This is a genomic window from Microbacterium lacus (assembly GCF_002812805.1).
Lineage (GTDB): Bacteria > Actinomycetota > Actinomycetes > Actinomycetales > Microbacteriaceae > Microbacterium > Microbacterium lacus_A.
Map to the genome: position 1 here is coordinate 323,543 of NZ_NMUM01000005.1, position 16,684 is coordinate 340,226.

Here is a 16,684-nt window from a genome sequence, read left to right on the forward strand (position 1 = left end):
TACCGGCTCGCCCCGGCACCCTGTCAATACGACCGGATGTCGGGGCGAGTTGTTAGGCTCGCACTATTGTCCCGCCCGGTTGTCCGGGCATGCATGAGGAGGAGCCCGATGGCCCGCATCGGCGAAAGCGCAGACCTGTTCAAGTGCTCCTTCTGTGGCAAGAGCCAGAAGCAGGTCGTGCAGTTGATCGCCGGTCCCGGCGTCTACATCTGCGACGAATGCGTCGAACTCTGCAACGAGATCATCGAAGAGCGGATGGCCGAGGCCGGCACCGGCGTCGTCTCCGACTTCGATCTTCCGAAGCCGCGTGAGATCTTCTCGTTCCTCGAGGAGTACGTCGTCGGGCAGCAGGATGCCAAGCGCGCCCTGTCCGTCGCCGTCTACAACCACTACAAGCGCGTGCGCGCCCACGGCACGATTCAGTCGGCCGAGCAGCGCGCCGAAGAGGTCGAGATCGCGAAGAGCAACATCCTGCTCCTCGGGCCGACCGGTTGTGGCAAGACCTATCTCGCGCAGACTCTCGCGAAGCGCCTGAACGTGCCGTTCGCGGTCGCGGACGCAACTGCCTTGACGGAGGCCGGATACGTCGGCGAAGACGTCGAGAACATCCTCCTCAAGCTCCTCCAGGCCGCCGACTTCGACACGAAGCGCGCCGAGACGGGCATCATCTACATCGACGAGGTCGACAAGATCGCCCGCAAGGCCGAGAACCCCTCGATCACTCGGGATGTCTCGGGCGAGGGTGTGCAGCAGGCGCTACTGAAGATCCTCGAGGGCACGGTCGCGTCGGTTCCGCCGCAGGGCGGTCGCAAGCACCCGCACCAGGAGTTCATCCAGATCGACACGACGAATGTGTTGTTCATCGTCGCCGGTGCCTTCTCGGGGCTGGAAGAGATCATCTCGTCGCGCGTCGGCCGTCACGGCGTGGGCTTCGGGGCTCGCCTGCACGAGAAGGACGATGACCAGAACCTCTTCAGCGAGGTCCTGCCCGAAGACCTGCACAAGTTCGGCCTCATCCCCGAGTTCATCGGACGTCTGCCCGTCGTGGCATCCGTGTCCCAGCTCGACCGCGAGGCGCTCATCGAGATTCTCACGGGACCGCGCAACGCGCTCGTGAAGCAGTATCAGCGCATGTTCGAGCTCGACGGCGTGGAGCTCGACTTCGAAAAGGACGCGCTCGAGGCGATTGCCGAGTTGGCGGTCGGTCGTAAGACCGGTGCCCGTGGTCTGCGCGCGATTCTGGAGGATGTGCTCGGGCCGATCATGTTCGACATCCCATCGACCGAGAATGTCGCGAAGGTCATCGTGACCCGTGCCGCGGTCGATGATGGTGCTGCGCCGACACTCGTCATGAACCGGGCGAAGAAGAGCGCCTGACCTGACCTGATCGGCGGGCGCTCAGGCGTCCAGGCCCCGGCGCGACAGGAGCGGTTGGATGTCGGCATCCCGCCCCCGGAAGTCTCGATAGGCCTCGAGCGGATCCTTCGAGCCACCCACGCCCAGCAGGCGCTGGCGGAACCGGTCGCCGTTGTCGCGGCGCAGGCCGCCGTGCGTGCGGAACCACTGCACAGTGTCGGCGTCGAGCACCTCGCTCCAGATATACGAGTAATACCCGGCGCTGTAACCGCCCGAGAAGACGTGCGCGAAGTAGGTCGAGGCGTAGCGCGGCGGCACCGCCGGGAGGTCGAGCCCGATGTTGGCCAGCGCCTCGCTCTCGAAGTCGGCCACAGAGGTGACGGATTCAGCGGCGCTTTCGGAGAGGGAGTGCCAGGCCTGATCGAGCCAGGTCGCCGCGAGGTATTCGCTTGTCGCGAAGCCCTGGTTGAAGGTCTCGGTTGAGCGGAGGCGATCGACGATGTCTTCCGGTAGCGGCTCGCCCGTCTCGACGTGCCGGGCGTAGTTGCGCAGAACCTCGGGCCACAGAATCCACATCTCGTTGACCTGGCTTGGGAATTCCACGAAGTCGCGGTGCACGTTGGTTCCCGCGAAGTGGGGATAGGTCACGGTCGCAAACAGGCCGTGAAGTGCATGCCCGAACTCGTGGAAGAGCGTCGTGACCTCGTCGAGCGTGAGGAGGGTTGGCAGGCCCGCTCCGGGCTTCGATACGTTGAGGTTGTTGACGACGACCGCCCGCGTGCCGCGCAGCGCTGACTGCGAGACGATCGAGTTCATCCATGCCCCGCCGCGCTTGGAGTCGCGCGTGTAGAGATCGAGCACGAAGAGGCCCACGGGGGAGTCGTCGGCGTTGTGCACCTCGAAGACGCGAGCCTCGGGGTGGTACGCGTGCAAGTCGGGGCGCTCGGTGAAGCGCACGCCGTAGAGCTGTTCGGCGGCGTAGAAGACACCGTCCTGCAGCACGCGCTCTGCCTCGAACCACGGGCGAAGGGCGGCCGTGTCGATGTCGAAGTTCGCGGTCCGCACTTTTTCGGTGTAGAACGCCCAGTCATGGGCTTCGATCGCGAACGGCTCGGCTTCCGCATCCGCGAGAATCTGTAGCTCGCCGCGCTCGCGCTCGGCGTTGCGCGCGGCCGGAACCGCGAGGCGACGCAGCAGCTCGTGCACGGCCTCGGGCGACCCGGCGGTCTCGTCGGCCGTGATGTACGCCGCGTGGGATTCGTAGCCGAGCAGGGCAGCGCGCTCGGCTCGCAGCCGGACGATCTCGGTGAGGACCGCGCCGTTGTCGTTCGCGTTCCCGCGGTTTCCACGAGCGCGCGACGCCTCCATGATGCGGCGGCGGCTGTCACGGTTCGTCAGCACCGAGAGGTACGGATGCCCCGTGAACAGCGTCAACGTAATCGCATATGCGCCGTCTCGCCCGCGGTCGGCGGCCGCCTGTGCCGCAGCCGAGATCTCGCCCGCGCTCAGGCCGTCGAGCTCGGCTGCGTTCTCGAAGACCACAGCGAGATCGTTCGTGTCGGCGAGGAGGTTCTTCTCAAATGTCGTGGTGAGCACCGAGAGCCGCTGGTTGAGCGTCGTCAACCGGTCCTTCGCCTCGGCGTCGAGGCCGGCGCCCGCGTGATTCATCTCCCGGTGGTGACGTTCGACGAGAAACTTCTGCTCGGCGTTCAGATCGAGGTCATCGATCTGCTCCAGGATCGCCGAGATTCGATCGAAGAGCCGACCATCCAGCTGGATCGCATCCTGGTGAGCTGCCATCAAGGGGGCGAGGGTCTCTTCGATCTCCTGGATTTCCGGCGTCGCGTCGGCGGAAGACACCGTGTAGAACGTGTGGGCGACGCGGCCGAGCAGGTCACCGCTCTGTTCCAGCGCGATCAGCGTGTTCTCGAAGGTGGGTTCTTCGGCGGTGGACGTGATGGCGTTGATCTCGGCGCGCTGAGCGGCGAAAGCCTGCTCGAAGGCGGGCAGATAGTGCTCGGGACGGATGGCCGCATAGTCGGGCAATTCGTACGGGAGGGTGCTGGGGGAGAGCAGGGGATTCGAGACATCAAAGACCATCCAGCCAGCGTATCCCGGGTGTCGCGGTGCCTCGGGGGTTCGCCGCGCTGGGGCTCTCGGTCAATCGCAAAGATACGTTTGCAAAGAAACAGTTGCAAAGGTATCTTTGCATCATGCCGAAGAGACCAGAGCCCGAAATTCCCGCCGCATCCGCGGATGCCGGGGCGCCCACCCGCGAAGTCCGGGTTCTGAGCGTCGGAGAACTGCGCGCGCTGGCGCATCCGTTGCGCATCGAGATCTACGACATCCTGAGCCAGTTCGGTCCGCAAACCGCGAGTTCGCTCGGTGAGCAGCTCGGGGAGTCCTCGGGGGTCACGAGCTACCACCTGCGTGCACTCGCCAAGCACGACCTGATCCGGGAGGTCCCCGAGAGAGGGACGGCGCGGGAGCGATGGTGGGAGCGCCCGCGTGGCACCGTATCGATGTCCAACCCGGATGCCGCGAAAACCCCCGCGGGCCGGGCGGCCACCGAGATCGTCACCTCGGAGTTCTACCGCAAGCGCCACGAGCAGCTCATGCAGTTCATCTCGGCGTCGATGCATTCCGACGAAGATGAAGAGCCGGGCCTGCTGACCACGGCGTCGGCGCGTCTGACGCGGGAGCAGTTCGACGACCTCTCCTCTCGCATCGAGGCACTCATCGGCGAAACGGTGCAGGCGTACCGCGATCAGCGGGGCGAGGGCGTACGGCTGTACACGATCCGGGCGGATGTCTTCCCCCTCATCGAACCGGGTGTCAGTCGATGAGCGCGGTCACGACCGCGCGGATTCCGGTGCGAAGCATCCGCCCCACTGTTCTCGAACGACGGATGCTCTGGGTCGCCGCGGCTCTCGAGTCTTATGTCGCTCGACGTGTTGAGCGTCGGGCCGAGGCTGTCCGGAGCGTCCGGTCTGGCGGTGGCGCGGTCACAACCGCGCGCGAGGACTGTATCGTTCGCGCGCACTCGGTGGGGCTACGCCTGCACTGACGAACCGAAACGGCGGGGGCTCAGCCGAATTCGTCGTCCGGGTCGTGACGCACGACGGCCTCACCGTCGGCGTTCAGCTCGACGATGACCCCCGAGTCCATCTCGGCGATCGGGCGTCCCTCGAGCCACGTCAGCGTCCAGCGCGACTGGGGAGCGCCTGCCTGAGCGGGGCCGGTGGCCTCTTCGACCTGGGCGATCGCCGGGCGAAGTGCCGCGGGCACGGCTGCGGGGGGCTCTTGGCCCGCCGTCCATCGTGTTCCGAGTTGCATGTCAGGCCTCCGGTGCCAGTTCGATGGCCGAGACCCGAGTGGTCTCGCCCGGGATGAATTCGATGTTTTCGATGCGGCCCACGGCGCGCAGATCGCCCTCGGCCAGACGCAGGGCGGCGATGGTCGCATCCGTTCCCTCGATCGTCGCGTGGGCGACCGGGGTCTTCTGCGAAGCCTTTGCCTCGGTTTTGGCGCGACGGATGCCCGTCAGCGCCTCGCTCGCGGCGACCAACACCGCGGGGTCACCGGGGCGATCCGCGACGGTCGGCCAGGGGCTGGTGTGCACGGACTCGTCGTGGAACCACGACCACGCTTCTTCGGCCGCGAACACGAGCACGGGCGCGAGAAGAGCAAGCACGGTCTCGAGCGCGATGCGCAGCGCGAGGGCCGCGGATGCCTGACCCTCGTTCGTGCGGTCGTACGCGCGCTCCTTGACGAGCTCGAGGTAGTCGTCGCAGAACGTCCAGAAGAAAGACTCGGTGAACTCGAGGGCACGTGCGTGGTCGTACGACTCGAGCGCCTTCGTTGCGTCGCGGACGACTCCGTCGAGGGTCGCGAGCATCGAGGCATCCAGCGCGTGCGTGACCTCGGCATCCTCCGGAACCGGGAACGACAGCACGAACTTGGCCGCGTTCAGGACCTTGATCGCGAGCCGGCGGCCGATCTTGATCTGCGTTGGGTTCTGCGGATCGAACGCAGCATCCGTTCCGAGGCGGCTCGACGCCGCCCAGTACCGCACCGCGTCGGACCCGTGCTGCACGAGGATGTCGGCGGGCGTGACGACGTTGCCCTTCGATTTCGACATCTTCTTGCGGTCGGGATCGACGATGAAGCCCGAGATCGCGGCATCCGTCCACGGCGTGCGACCGTCCTGCAGGGCGCTGCGGAGGAGGGTCGAGAACAGCCAGGTGCGGATGATGTCCTGGCCCTGGGGTCGCAGGTCGAACGGCGCGACGAGGTTCCACAGCTCGGGGTCGCGTTCCCAGCCACCCGCGAGCTGCGGGGTGAGCGACGAGGTCGCCCAGGTGTCGAAGATGTCGAGCTCGGGGGTGAACCCGCCCGGCACGTCGCGCTGTTCGGCGTTGTAGCCCGGGGGAACATCCGTTGAGGGATCAACGGGGAGCTGCGAGGCATCCGGGGTGAGCACGCGGTCGTGGTCACGCTCACCGTTCTCGTCCAGCGGATACCAGACGGGGATCGGCACACCGAAAAAGCGCTGACGCGAGACCAGCCAGTCGCCGGTGAGGCCGTTCACCCAGTTCTCGTACCGCACGCGCATGAAGTCCGGGTGCCAAGCGATCTCGTTGCCGAGGGTGAGGAGCTTGTCGCGCAGTTCTGCGTCGCGGGCACCATTGCGCAGGTACCACTGGCGGGTCGACACGATCTCGAGCGGCCGGTCGCCCTTCTCGAAGAACTTCACGGCGTGCGTGAAGGGCTTGGGTTCGCCCTCCATCTCGCCCGACTCGGCGAGCAGCTCGACGATGCGCTTCTTGGCGCTGAACACGGTCTTGCCCGCGATCTCCGCATACGCGCCCTTGGCAGCATCCGTCGTCAACGCGTCGGGAGCCTCGGCGATGATCCGGCCGTCGCGGCCGATGATCGTGCGGTTCGGCAGATCGAGCTCCCGCCACCAGATGATGTCGGTCACGTCGCCGAACGTACAGATCATGGCGATGCCCGAGCCCTTGTCCTGCTGGGCGAGCGGATGCGCGAGCACCGGCACCTCGACGCCGAACAGCGGGCTGGTGACCGTCGTGCCGAACAAGGGCTGGTACCGCTCGTCATCCGGATGCGCCACGAGCGCGACGCAGGCGGCGAGCAGCTCGGGGCGCGTGGTCTCGATGAAGACGTCGCCCGTGCGGTCTGTTTTGTGGAACGCGAGGCGGTGGTACGCGGCCGGCTGGTCGCGGTCTTCGAGCTCGGCCTGCGCGATCGCCGAGCGGAAGTCGACGTCCCACAGGGTCGGCGCAAGGGCGCGGTACGCCTCGCCGCGCTCGAGGTTCTTCAGGAACGCGAGTTGGCTCGTGCGAATCGTGTCGTCCGAGATCGTGCGGTAGGTCTGGGTCCAGTCGACGCTCAGCCCGAGGCTCCGCCACAGGTCTTCGAACGTCTTCTCGTCCTCGACGGTGAGGCGCTCGCACAGCTCGATGAAGTTGCGGCGGCTGACCGGGATCTGATCTGCTGCCTTGCTCGACTTGTTGTCTCCACCCTCGAACGGGGGCGTGAATTCGGCGTCGTAGGGGAGCGTGGGGTCGCAGCGCACACCGTAGTAGTTCTGCACGCGGCGCTCGGTCGGCAGGCCGTTGTCGTCCCAACCCATGGGGTAGAACACGGTTTTGCCGCGCATCCGCTCGAACCGCACCTTGACGTCGGTGTGCGTGTAGCTGAAGACGTGCCCGATGTGCAGGCTTCCGCTCGCGGTCGGCGGGGGAGTGTCGACGCTGTAGACGCCTGCGCGACCGGATGCCCCGGCCGCTGCACGATCGAAGAGGTAGGTGCCGGCGTCACCCCACTTCGCGTCCCACTTGTTCTCGAGGCCCTCGAGCGCCGGCTTGTCGGGTACTTCGGCCATGGGTGTCTCCTCGATATGTGCGGCACGGTGTGTGCGTGCCTGAGTGTGGGTCGGTCGAGTTTATCGCGCGGGGCGTGGCCCCGGCATCCGGTCGGTCCCTGATCAGCCTCGATCCCGCGCTGCCCTGCCGCGCCCGCCCCGTATCGGAGGAGATCCCGGTTGCGGAGGATGCTTTCCGCTGATTCCATCCTCCGAACGCGAGATCTCCTCCGAAACGGAGACCGGTGGTACGAGCAATGTCTCCTCCACAGCGCGAGGGCGCGGGGGCATCCTGCTCGAAAGCGCCGCGACCTCCCTGTGGGGTCCTGCGGCGGCTCCAGACTCAGCGGGTGGGTGTGGCGGACCAGGTTCGAGCGAGTGGAGGCGTGATGCGGGTGCGCGCGCTGCGTGAGCTCGGCGTCAGCGATCATGTCCTGCGTCGCGCGCTGGGGTTAGGGCACATCGAGCGGGTGCGCCGGGGCTGGGTCGCGTCCCCCGGGGCGGATCCGATGCTGGTTGCCGCGGCGCGTCGGGGAGTCGTTCTCACCTGCGTGACCGCTGCCCGAAGACTCGGGTTGTGGGTTCTGGAGGAGAAGCAGCCTCATGTCGCCGCGCCTCAGCATGCCGGGCGGATCGACATCCCGGGTGCCACCGTGCACTGGCACAAGCCTGTGGTGCCGAGGCATCCGGATGCGCTCGAAGACCCGATCGAGAACGTGCTCGTGATCGTCTCTCTGTGTCAGCCGCGCGAAGCCGCACTCGCGGTCTGGGAATCGGCGCTGCGTCTGCAATTGGTCGAACCCGAAGCACTCAGACGGATGCCTCTACCCGCCGCCGCTCGCGAAATGCTGGAGCTGGCGAGCCCCTGGTCGGATTCGGGGCTCGAGACATTTGTCGTCCCGCGCCTGCTGTGGTTGCGTCAGCCGTTGCGGCGGCAGGTCTGGATCGCGGGACACCGCGTCGACCTGCTGATCGGAGACCGGCTCGTCTTGCAGATAGACGGCGGGCACCACGTCGGGGCTCAGCGGGAGGTGGACATCGCTCATGACGCGGCGTTGCGGCTGCTCGGATACCACGTGATCCGGGTGGGCTACACGCAGGTGATTGAGCGGTGGCACGAGGTGCAGGATCTGATCATGCGGGCGGTGGCCCAGCGACTGCACCTGGCGTGAAGCAACCAGAACGCGGCCCTGGCGGCCGTGGCCCTAGACCTGTAGGCGCGGCTCGTCCGCCATCCACGTCGACCGCGATACAGCGAACGCGAGGTGCGGCATGTCTATGTCGCGGTAGCGCGTGATGAAGCGGCGGCGGACCGTCATCCCGAGGCGGATAGCAACGTTCATGGACGGGAGGTTGGTGTCCCGCACCTTCGCGTACACAGCGTCGACATCGAGCGTTGCGAACGCCCAGTTGACGCAGTTCCGGGCGGCTTCCACCGCATAGCCCTGATGCCAGTGATCGCGGGCGAGGTGGTAGCCGACCTCGATCACCGAGTCGTCCTCGATCTGCTGCGTCGTGATGCCGCAGTCGCCGATCAGCTCGCCCGTCTCGCGCAGCACGACACCCCACAAACCGAACCCATCCGTTGAGTAGCGCTCGCGCTGGCGTCGCACCCACGCGCGCGTCTCGTCGAGTTCAAAGCCGTGCTCGTACGCCGACATCACGACAGGATCGCCGAGTGCCCGGTGGAGTGCGGCTACATCCTCGTCGGTGAGTTCCCGCAGGGTCAGGCGCGGTGTTTCGAGCAGCACCTCAGTCTCTGACCTGGATTCCGAGTGCCGCGGCGAGCGCCGGCGCGAGGCGCTCGACCTGCGTCGCACTGAGCGTCGTGCCGCGGAGCGCGGCCGCATCGGTCAGCGACAGCATCTCGAGTCCCCGCAGGTCGACATCCTCGGCGCGCAGTCCGCGGGCGTCGACCTCGTCCGCTCGGGTGTCGACGAAACGCACGCGCTTTGCCGTGGCCTGAGGCAGATCGAGGCTGCCGATGACGCAGTCGGCGATCAGCAGGTCCTCGATGCGGGCGCCACCGAGCGTCAGGTAGTCGATGCGGATGCCCCGCAGCTCGACCTCGTCGATGTCGGCCGTACCGAGGTCAAGGGTGCCGATCCGGCCGCCCGTGAAGCGCACGCGCCGGAGCCGCGCCCCGCGGGCGGACACGGTCGTCGCGCGCAGTTGGTCGATGTCGACGTCGACCAGGCTTGCACCGGTCAGGGTGAGGGCGTCGAGGGATGCGCCGGTCAGGCGGCACTCGGAGATCTCGGAGTGCGAGGCATCCGTCGTCTCGTCCAAGCCGGTGAACTGCTGCTGGAAGTATTCGCCGTCGCGATCCCACCCGCGCCCGGCCGTGAGTTCGCTCGGCAGATCGGGGGCCGAGACCCTCGGGGCGAACGGGTGCTCTTCGCGGCGGGCCATCCGTCGACAGTAGCGCGAGAGCCGGGTCGGATATCGCGCAACCCGTGCATCCGAGAGGTTCGTGTGGCGCCGAGACCGACTCAGGTGCCTCATCCGGTCACATCCGTCCCACGGTTCCTCCCGGATGTTCACCCCTACGCCGGAACACCCGGGGCCGACGCCGGTTAGACTGGACGCACGAGCATCGATCCGGCCATCACCGGGGAGCTCTCGGAAGAACAGGCTCCCAGCTGTAACACGGGGTCCTCAGTAGAACCGAGCGGGGCAGGCCCGTCACAGCCGCTGTGAAAGTGGCTGCGCATAGCGGCAAGCAGGGTGGTACCGCGGCTCGACTGGATCACATTCCCGCAGGGGAGAGGTTGCAGCGGGTCGTCCCGGCAGGAAGCACACGACAGCACCTGCGAGAAGCCATGACCTACCCCCAGCCCTCAGCGTTCGGACCCGCCGCCGATGCGGTTCCCGCGAGCCCCCGCTTTCCCGAGATCGAGCGCGATGTCCTCGACTTCTGGCGCGACGACGACACGTTCCGTGCGAGCATCGCCCAGCGCGACGGCTCCGAGGAGTGGGTGTTCTATGACGGCCCGCCGTTCGCCAACGGCCTGCCGCACTATGGCCACCTTCTGACCGGCTACGCGAAGGACCTGTTCCCGCGCTTCCAGACCATGCGCGGCAAGAAGGTTGACCGCGTCTTCGGCTGGGACACGCACGGTCTGCCCGCCGAGCTCGAGGCGATGAAGCAGCTCGGCATCACCGAGAAGGCGCAGATCGAGGCCATGGGCATCGACACCTTCAACGCCAAGGCGCGTGAGTCGGTGCTGGCGTACACCCATGAGTGGCAGGACTACGTCACCCGCCAGGCACGTTGGGTCGACTTCGACAACGGCTACAAGACCCTCGACACCTCCTACATGGAGAGCGTGCTGTGGGCCTTCAAGACCCTCTACGACAAGGGTTTGGCCTACGAGGGCTACCGCGTGCTGCCGTATTGCTGGCGCGACGAGACGCCGCTCTCGACGCACGAGCTGCGCATGGACGACGACGTTTACCGGATGCGTCAAGACCCGTCCGTCACCGTCACGTTCCCGCTCGTCGGGCTGAAGGCCGAGGCGCTCGGTCTGACCGGCGTGCGCGCGCTCGCGTGGACGACGACGCCGTGGACGCTGCCGACCAACATGGCGCTCGCCGTGGGCCCCGACATCCGGTACGTCGTCCTGCCCGCGGGCCCTGCGGGTGCGGCCGATGTACACCGCACGCCGGATGGCGCGGCGGACGACCCGATCGAGGCAGCAGCGCACCGCTACCTGCTGGCGGCCGACCTGCTCGGTAACTACGCGAAGGACCTCGGCTACGAGAACGCTGCCGCCGCTGCCGAGGCCGTGGAGCGCGTGATCACGGGCGCCGAGCTCGAGGATGTGTCTTACGACCGGCTGTTCGACTACTACGCCGACGCCGAGATCTGGGGTACGCAGAACGCCTGGCGCATCCTCGTCGACGACTACGTCACGACGACCGACGGAACCGGCATCGTCCACCAGGCCCCGGCCTACGGTGAGGACGACCAGCGGGTCAGCGAGGCCGCCGGCATCCCAACGATCCTGAGTCTCGACGACGGCGGACGGTTCCTGCCCGCCGTGACGGATGTCGCGGGCGACCTGTGGATGGACGCGAACACGCCGCTCATCCGCCTGCTGCGCCAGGCCGGGCGCCTCGTCCGCGAGGCGAGCTACGAGCACTCGTACCCGCACTGCTGGCGCTGCCGGAACCCCCTGATCTACAAGGCCGTCTCGAGCTGGTTCGTGCGGGTCACGGACTTCCGCGATCGCCTTGTCGAGCTGAACGAAGACATCACGTGGGTGCCCGACAACGTCAAGCACGGACAGTTCGGCAAGTGGGTCGAGGGTGCGCGCGACTGGTCGATCAGCCGCAACCGGTACTGGGGTTCGCCGATCCCGATCTGGAAGAGCGACGACCCCGAGCACCCGCGCGTCGACGCGTACGGCTCGCTCGAAGACATCGAGCGCGACTTCGGTCGTCTGCCGCGGAACGAGGCGGGCGAGGTCGACTTGCACCGCCCCTACATCGACGAGCTGACGCGCCCGAACCCCGACGACCCGACCGGGCAGTCGACGATGCGCCGTATCGAGGACGTCCTCGACGTGTGGTTCGACTCGGGCTCGATGCCGTTCGCCCAGGTGCACTACCCGTTCGAGAACCGCGACTGGTTCGACTCGCACGCCCCGGCCGACTTCATCGTCGAGTACATCGGGCAGACGCGCGGCTGGTTCTACGTCATGCACGTGCTCTCGGGCGCTCTGTTCGATCGCCCGGCCTTCAAGGCCGTCTCGGCGCACGGCATCGTGCTCGGTAGCGACGGGCAAAAGATGTCGAAGTCGCTGCGCAACTATCCGGATGTCTCGGAAGTGCTCGACCGCGACGGATCCGACGCCATGCGCTGGTTCCTGATGTCGAGCTCGGTGCTGCGCGGCGGCAACCTGGTGGTGACCGAGGAGGGCATCCGCTCGGGCGTGCGGGAGTTCCTCCTGCCGCTGTGGAGCTCGTGGTACTTCTTCTCGACGTATGCGAATGCCGCGTTCGCGGGTGGTTCGGGAACGGACGGCGAAACGGATGCCGGGGGCTACACGGCCTCGTGGCGCACCGACTCGACCGACGTCCTGGACCGATACATCCTGGCGCTGCTCGGCGAGCTGGTCCGCGACGTCGCGACGGACCTGGAGGGTCTCGACTCGACGACAGCGGCCGCGCGCTTGCGCGACTTCGCAATGGTGCTGACCAACTGGTACATCCGGCGCTCGCGCGACCGCTTCTGGGTGGGCGTCGACCCGTCCGACCCGACCACGACCGAGGCGTTCGACACGCTCTACACCGTGCTCGAGACGCTCACGCGCGTCGCGGCGCCGCTCATCCCGCTCGTCAGCGAGCGGGTGTGGCAGGGATTGACGGGTGGGCGCAGCGTCCACCTCGAGGACTGGCCCGACGCGGCCGCGTTCCCCGCGGCGCCCGACATCCGATCCGCGATGGACGCGGTCCGAGAGGTCTCGAGCGTCGCGAACGCCCTGCGCAAGCGCGAGGGTAAGCGCGTTCGTCTGCCGCTCGCGCGGTTGTCGGTCGTGGTGACGGATGCTTCGGCGCTGGCCCAATTCGACGAGATCCTGCGCGACGAGCTGAACGTCAAGAGCGTCGAGCTGATCGAGCTCGAGGCCGACACGGCGGCGAACTACGGCATCACGCACCGGCTGACCGTCAACGCCCGTGCGGCGGGCCCCCGCATCGGAAAGGATGTCCAGCGAGCCATCCAGGCCGCGCGTTCGGGTGACTGGTCGGAGTCTGATGGCGCGGTGGTCGCGGGGGGCATCGCCCTCGAGCCCGGCGAGTACGAGCTGGCGCTCGAGACCACGGGTCGCCCCGAGGGTGAGGCGCTCGCGCTGCTGCCCGGCGGTGGGTTCGTGTTGCTCGACACCACGACGACACCCGAGCTCGAGGCCGAGGGGCTCGCGCGCGACGTGATCCGTGCCGTGCAAGACACTCGCAAGGCCGCGGGGTTCGACGTGAGCGACCGCATCCATCTCGTCGTCACCTTCGACGACGAGGCGGACGCGCGGGCCGTGTCGGATGGTTTCGAGACCGCCGATGTCGCGGGCGAGACCCTCGCGGTCGAGTATCTTCTCGGCACAAAGGGCGACACCCTCCGCGGCTCGTCACGCAGCTTCGCGGGAGACAAGGCCAAGGCTGAGCACAAGGCATCCTTCGACGCCGGCGCCTTCGCGAACGTCGGAGCATTCACCGTTGCCGTGACCCGAGCGGAGGGACGCGCATGAGCGAGATCCAGACCCAAGAAAACACGCCCGAGGACAGCGCGCGAGCGGATGCGGTTTACTCGGCGCTGCTCGCGCGTGCGGGGGAGCGGTGGGTGCAGCCTCGCAAGGAGCGCACCGCGCGCCTGCTCGATTACCTGGGCGACCCGCAGCGCACCTATCGCGTCGTGCATGTCACCGGCACGAACGGCAAGACGAGCACGAGCCGAATCATCGAGAGCCTGCTGCGCGCGCACGGCTTGCGCACGGGACTGTTCACGAGCCCGCACCTCGAGCGGTTCACCGAGCGGATCATGATCGACGGATTCCCGGTGCTCGACGCGGCCGTCGCCGACGCGTGGGACGAGATGACTCCGTTCGTCGCCCTGGTCGATGCCGAGCTCGTCGAGGCGGGCGAAGAGCCCCTGACATTCTTCGAGCTGCTGACGGCGCTGGCCTTCGTCGCATTCGCCGACGCACCGATCGACGTACTGGTGCTCGAGGTCGGAATGGGCGGGTCGTGGGACTCCACGAACACCGCGGACGGGGATGTCGCGGTTTTCGCACCGATCGACCTCGACCACGCCGATCGACTGGGCGACACGATCGCGAAGATTGCCGAGGTCAAGGCCGGAATCATCAAGGATGGCGCGGCGGTCGTCTCGGCCCGGCAGCCCGCCGAAGCCGTCGCCGTGCTGCGTGCCGCTGCGGCCGCTCGCGGCGCGACCATCGCGTTCGAGGGCGAGGACTTCGCCCTCACGTCGGATCGCCTGGCCGTCGGCGGCCAACTGATCTCGGTACGCGGACTCGTCGGCACGTACGACGACGAGTACCTGCCTCTGTATGGCGCTCATCAGGGCGCCAACGCGGCCCTGGCGATCGCGGCCGTCGAGTCGCTCATCGGTGGCGCGACGCAGGCGATCGCGGGGGACATCCTGGCCGATGGCCTCGGGGCGGTCACGTCGCCCGGCCGCCTGCAGCTCGTGGGCACCAACCCCACCGTGCTCGTTGACGCGGCGCACAACCCGCACGGCGCGCGTGCCCTGGCCGAAGCCCTGCGCGCCTCGTTCGACTTCGACGAGTGGGGCGTCGTCCTCGGAGTTCTCGGGGACAAGGATGCCGCGGGCATCGTCGCGGCCCTCGCGCCCATCGCGACGGAGGTTTTCGTGACGGCACCCGATTCCGACCGGGCCGACAGCCCCGACGCACTCGCCGACATCGTCGAGGCGGCGGGGCTGCACGCGAGCGTGCACCCGAACCTCGACGACGCCGCGGAGTCTGCGCGGGCTTGGGCAGGAGAATCCGCTCGTCGCGCCGTGATCGTCGCCGGATCGGTCGTGCTCGCCGGTGAGGCCGTGTCGCTCGCGGCCAGCGAGGGGTGGAAGAGCGGGGGAGCGTCGTGAGTGCCGCGCGACAACCGCGGCAGCGTCGCCCGCGGCAGAAGCGCAGTCTGACCGCTCAGCTCGCGTCGGTCGTCCTCGGGTTCGAGGCGATCATCGTCTTTCTCGGCGGCCTCGTGATTTTCGGGCTGAAGGTGCTCCCGGCGGGCATTCCCGACTGGGTCGGAATCGTCGCGGGCACTGTGGTTGCGGTCGTGATGGTCGCGACCGCCGGATTCGTCCACAAACCGGCCGGTATCGCCACAGGGTGGGTGCTGCAGGCCATCGTCGCCCTGTCGGCGTTCCTCGTGCCCGCCATGCTGCTGATCGCCCTCATCTTCGGCGGCATGTGGGCGTACGCGACCATTCAAGGACCGAGAATCGAAGCACGAACGCGCGCTGCGGCGCCGGAAGGAGAAGCACAATGACCACGGAAGAGACGCTCGTTCTCGTCAAGCCCGACGGAGTCGCACGAGGCCTGACCGGAGACATCCTGGCCCGCATCGAACGCAAGGGCTATGCGCTCGTCGACATCAAGCTCGTCGAGCCCGACCGCGACCTGCTCGAGCAGCACTATGCCGAGCACGCCGGCAAGCACTTCTACGAGCCCCTGGTCGAATTCATGATGTCGGGGCCTTCGGTCGCGATCCGCCTCGCGGGCAACCGCGTCATCGAGGGCTTCCGCTCGCTTGCCGGCACGACCGACCCGACGGGCGCCGCACCCGGAACCATCCGCGGTGACTTCGGTCGTGACTGGGGCCTGGCCGTGCAGCAGAACCTCGTGCACGGGTCGGACAGCCCCGAGTCGGCCGCGCGCGAGCTCGGCATCTGGTTCGCCTGACCTGACCTCGCAGGTCTCAACCGCGCCGACAGGACGCAACATGCCGTGCCCACGCGAGTGAGTACGGCATGTTGCGTCCTGTCGCTCGTTGAGCGAGCGCCAGCGAGACGAAACGCGGATGGCTGGGTTCGGGCGTTGAGCGCCAGCGAGTCGAAACGCGGATGCCGCGCTCAGAACAGGTTGTTCAGCACGTCGAGGCGCAGCTGCGCCAGGATCGCAACGATCGCGTAGCTGACGACCGCCATCAGTGGCACCCAGCCCATGAGCGTGTCGGCAGCTTTGCGGATCCCGGACGGCACGGGCACGATCCCTGACCGGAAGATGTGCAGCGTCACGGCGAAGAACGTCGGGATCGTCACGACCCACGTCACCATGCACCACGGGCAGAGCGTGCCCAGGATGTAGATGCTCTGGCCGATCAGCCAGATGACGAAGCCCATCGCGAAGATCATTCCGACCTCGAACAACCACCAGAACCAACGCGCGAAGCGCGCGCGGGCGAGGATGGCGACGCCGACGACGATCGGGGCGACCCACGCACCGAGGCCGATCAGGGGGTTCGGGAATCCGAATACCATCCCCTGCCACGACTCGAGGTTGGCGCGGCATTGGACCAAGACGCTGAAGTCGCACGACAGTGACGCGTTCGGGTCGGCGAGCAGATGGATGCGTTCGAGCGTGAGTTGGAACGCAGCCCACCAGCCGATCGCGCCCGCAATGATGAGCCAGACCGCAAGGGCGACGGGTCGGGTGTGCGTCTGGGAGGGCGTTGCCATGCCTCGGATTATGACACCGGAATCTGCGGGATCAACGTGGGTGCGGCCGGAGATATCGCCGCGGGAATCGTGACACGAGGCCATCGTGCACGGCGCGGGGCCGACATTACCCCTCGGATGATGCGATAATGAGATCTAGATGCCTCGCCGGCCGCGCCGGACGGGCATCGACGAAGACTTCGGGCGATGATCGCCCTTCGCAGCACGAGCCGCGGGCCTGC

The 16,684-nt window shown here is 67.4% G+C and carries 13 protein-coding genes; 7 read left to right on the forward strand and 6 right to left on the reverse strand.

Annotation, left to right across the window (positions count from 1 at the left end; genetic code table 11):
• Positions 1 to 108 precede the first annotated feature (108 nt).
• The gene (gene clpX / locus CGU34_RS02190; RefSeq protein ID WP_100813112.1) at positions 109 to 1,377 is read left to right on the forward strand and encodes an ATP-dependent Clp protease ATP-binding subunit ClpX; all 1,269 of its coding nucleotides are present in this window, start codon (positions 109 to 111) and stop codon (positions 1,375 to 1,377) included.
• Between the two features lie 21 nt (positions 1,378 to 1,398).
• Here the strand turns inward: clpX and CGU34_RS02195 are convergent, their stop codons facing one another.
• Positions 1,399 to 3,456 carry a M3 family metallopeptidase gene (locus CGU34_RS02195; protein WP_100813113.1) on the reverse strand — a complete coding sequence of 686 codons (2,058 nt, stop codon included), beginning with the start codon at positions 3,454 to 3,456 and terminating at the stop codon, positions 1,399 to 1,401.
• A gap of 113 nt (positions 3,457 to 3,569) precedes the next feature.
• Between CGU34_RS02195 and CGU34_RS02200 the strand changes: the two genes are divergently transcribed.
• Complete coding sequence (locus CGU34_RS02200; RefSeq protein WP_100813114.1) at positions 3,570 to 4,202, forward strand: winged helix-turn-helix domain-containing protein; 633 nt, start codon at positions 3,570 to 3,572, stop codon at positions 4,200 to 4,202.
• Between the two features lie 241 nt (positions 4,203 to 4,443).
• Here the strand turns inward: CGU34_RS02200 and CGU34_RS02210 are convergent, their stop codons facing one another.
• Both CGU34_RS02210 and valS read right to left on the reverse strand, forming a co-directional pair.
• A complete protein-coding gene (locus CGU34_RS02210) occupies positions 4,444 to 4,692 on the reverse strand; it encodes a hypothetical protein (RefSeq protein ID WP_100813116.1) in 249 nt (82 codons plus the stop codon).
• A 1-nt stretch (position 4,693) separates the two neighbouring features.
• Positions 4,694 to 7,264 carry a valine--tRNA ligase gene (gene valS, locus CGU34_RS02215; RefSeq protein ID WP_100813117.1) on the reverse strand — a complete coding sequence of 857 codons (2,571 nt, stop codon included), beginning with the start codon at positions 7,262 to 7,264 and terminating at the stop codon, positions 4,694 to 4,696.
• A 329-nt stretch (positions 7,265 to 7,593) separates the two neighbouring features.
• On the opposite strand from valS, the gene CGU34_RS02220 reads away from it, so the two are divergent.
• Entirely contained in the window at positions 7,594 to 8,415 is an 822-nt protein-coding gene (locus tag CGU34_RS02220; RefSeq protein WP_036295054.1) for a DUF559 domain-containing protein, read from the forward strand.
• A gap of 33 nt (positions 8,416 to 8,448) precedes the next feature.
• Here CGU34_RS02220 and CGU34_RS02225 read toward each other — a convergent pair whose 3' ends face one another.
• Positions 8,449 to 8,994 (reverse strand): GNAT family N-acetyltransferase, encoded by a 546-nt coding sequence (locus CGU34_RS02225; protein ID WP_100813118.1) that lies wholly within the window; start codon positions 8,992 to 8,994, stop codon positions 8,449 to 8,451.
• Between the two features lies 1 nt (position 8,995).
• Positions 8,996 to 9,655: a pentapeptide repeat-containing protein gene (locus CGU34_RS02230; RefSeq protein WP_036295048.1), complete on the reverse strand. Its 660-nt coding sequence runs from the start codon at positions 9,653 to 9,655 to the stop codon at positions 8,996 to 8,998.
• 410 nt (positions 9,656 to 10,065) lie between these two features.
• Between CGU34_RS02230 and ileS the strand changes: the two genes are divergently transcribed.
• Genes ileS through ndk form a run of 4 tightly spaced genes read left to right on the forward strand, consistent with a single transcriptional unit; the run spans position 10,066 to position 15,687 of the window.
• Positions 10,066 to 13,491 (forward strand): isoleucine--tRNA ligase, encoded by a 3,426-nt coding sequence (gene ileS / locus CGU34_RS02235; protein WP_036295044.1) that lies wholly within the window; start codon positions 10,066 to 10,068, stop codon positions 13,489 to 13,491.
• On the forward strand, positions 13,488 to 14,870 hold the full coding sequence (locus tag CGU34_RS02240; RefSeq protein ID WP_051512898.1) for a bifunctional folylpolyglutamate synthase/dihydrofolate synthase: 1,383 nt from the start codon (positions 13,488 to 13,490) through the stop codon (positions 14,868 to 14,870). Before ileS ends, CGU34_RS02240 begins: the two co-directional genes overlap by 4 nt.
• Positions 14,867 to 15,274: a DUF4233 domain-containing protein gene (locus tag CGU34_RS02245; RefSeq protein WP_036295040.1), complete on the forward strand. Its 408-nt coding sequence runs from the start codon at positions 14,867 to 14,869 to the stop codon at positions 15,272 to 15,274. Before CGU34_RS02240 ends, CGU34_RS02245 begins: the two co-directional genes overlap by 4 nt.
• Positions 15,271 to 15,687, forward strand: a complete 417-nt coding sequence (ndk, locus tag CGU34_RS02250; protein WP_036295037.1) for a nucleoside-diphosphate kinase — start codon at positions 15,271 to 15,273, stop codon at positions 15,685 to 15,687. Before CGU34_RS02245 ends, ndk begins: the two co-directional genes overlap by 4 nt.
• A 170-nt stretch (positions 15,688 to 15,857) precedes the next feature.
• Here the strand turns inward: ndk and CGU34_RS02255 are convergent, their stop codons facing one another.
• Positions 15,858 to 16,463: a vitamin K epoxide reductase family protein gene (locus CGU34_RS02255; protein ID WP_036295034.1), complete on the reverse strand. Its 606-nt coding sequence runs from the start codon at positions 16,461 to 16,463 to the stop codon at positions 15,858 to 15,860.
• Positions 16,464 to 16,684: the final 221 nt, after the last annotated feature.

Excerpts from the sequence above, each read along its gene's own strand:
- CGU34_RS02200 (WP_100813114.1), top strand. The coding sequence starts at position 3,570 with ATGCCGAAGAGACCAGAGCCCGAAATTCCCGCCGCATCCGCGGATGCC.
- ndk (WP_036295037.1), top strand. The coding sequence starts at position 15,271 with ATGACCACGGAAGAGACGCTCGTTCTCGTCAAGCCCGACGGAGTCGCA.
- CGU34_RS02195 (WP_100813113.1), bottom strand. The coding sequence starts at position 3,456 with ATGGTCTTTGATGTCTCGAATCCCCTGCTCTCCCCCAGCACCCTCCCG.
- clpX (WP_100813112.1), top strand. The coding sequence starts at position 109 with ATGGCCCGCATCGGCGAAAGCGCAGACCTGTTCAAGTGCTCCTTCTGT.
- CGU34_RS02255 (WP_036295034.1), bottom strand. The coding sequence starts at position 16,463 with ATGGCAACGCCCTCCCAGACGCACACCCGACCCGTCGCCCTTGCGGTC.
- CGU34_RS02210 (WP_100813116.1), bottom strand. The coding sequence starts at position 4,692 with ATGCAACTCGGAACACGATGGACGGCGGGCCAAGAGCCCCCCGCAGCC.
- CGU34_RS02240 (WP_051512898.1), top strand. The coding sequence starts at position 13,488 with ATGAGCGAGATCCAGACCCAAGAAAACACGCCCGAGGACAGCGCGCGA.
- ileS (WP_036295044.1), top strand. The coding sequence starts at position 10,066 with ATGACCTACCCCCAGCCCTCAGCGTTCGGACCCGCCGCCGATGCGGTT.
- valS (WP_100813117.1), bottom strand. The coding sequence starts at position 7,264 with ATGGCCGAAGTACCCGACAAGCCGGCGCTCGAGGGCCTCGAGAACAAG.
- CGU34_RS02230 (WP_036295048.1), bottom strand. The coding sequence starts at position 9,655 with ATGGCCCGCCGCGAAGAGCACCCGTTCGCCCCGAGGGTCTCGGCCCCC.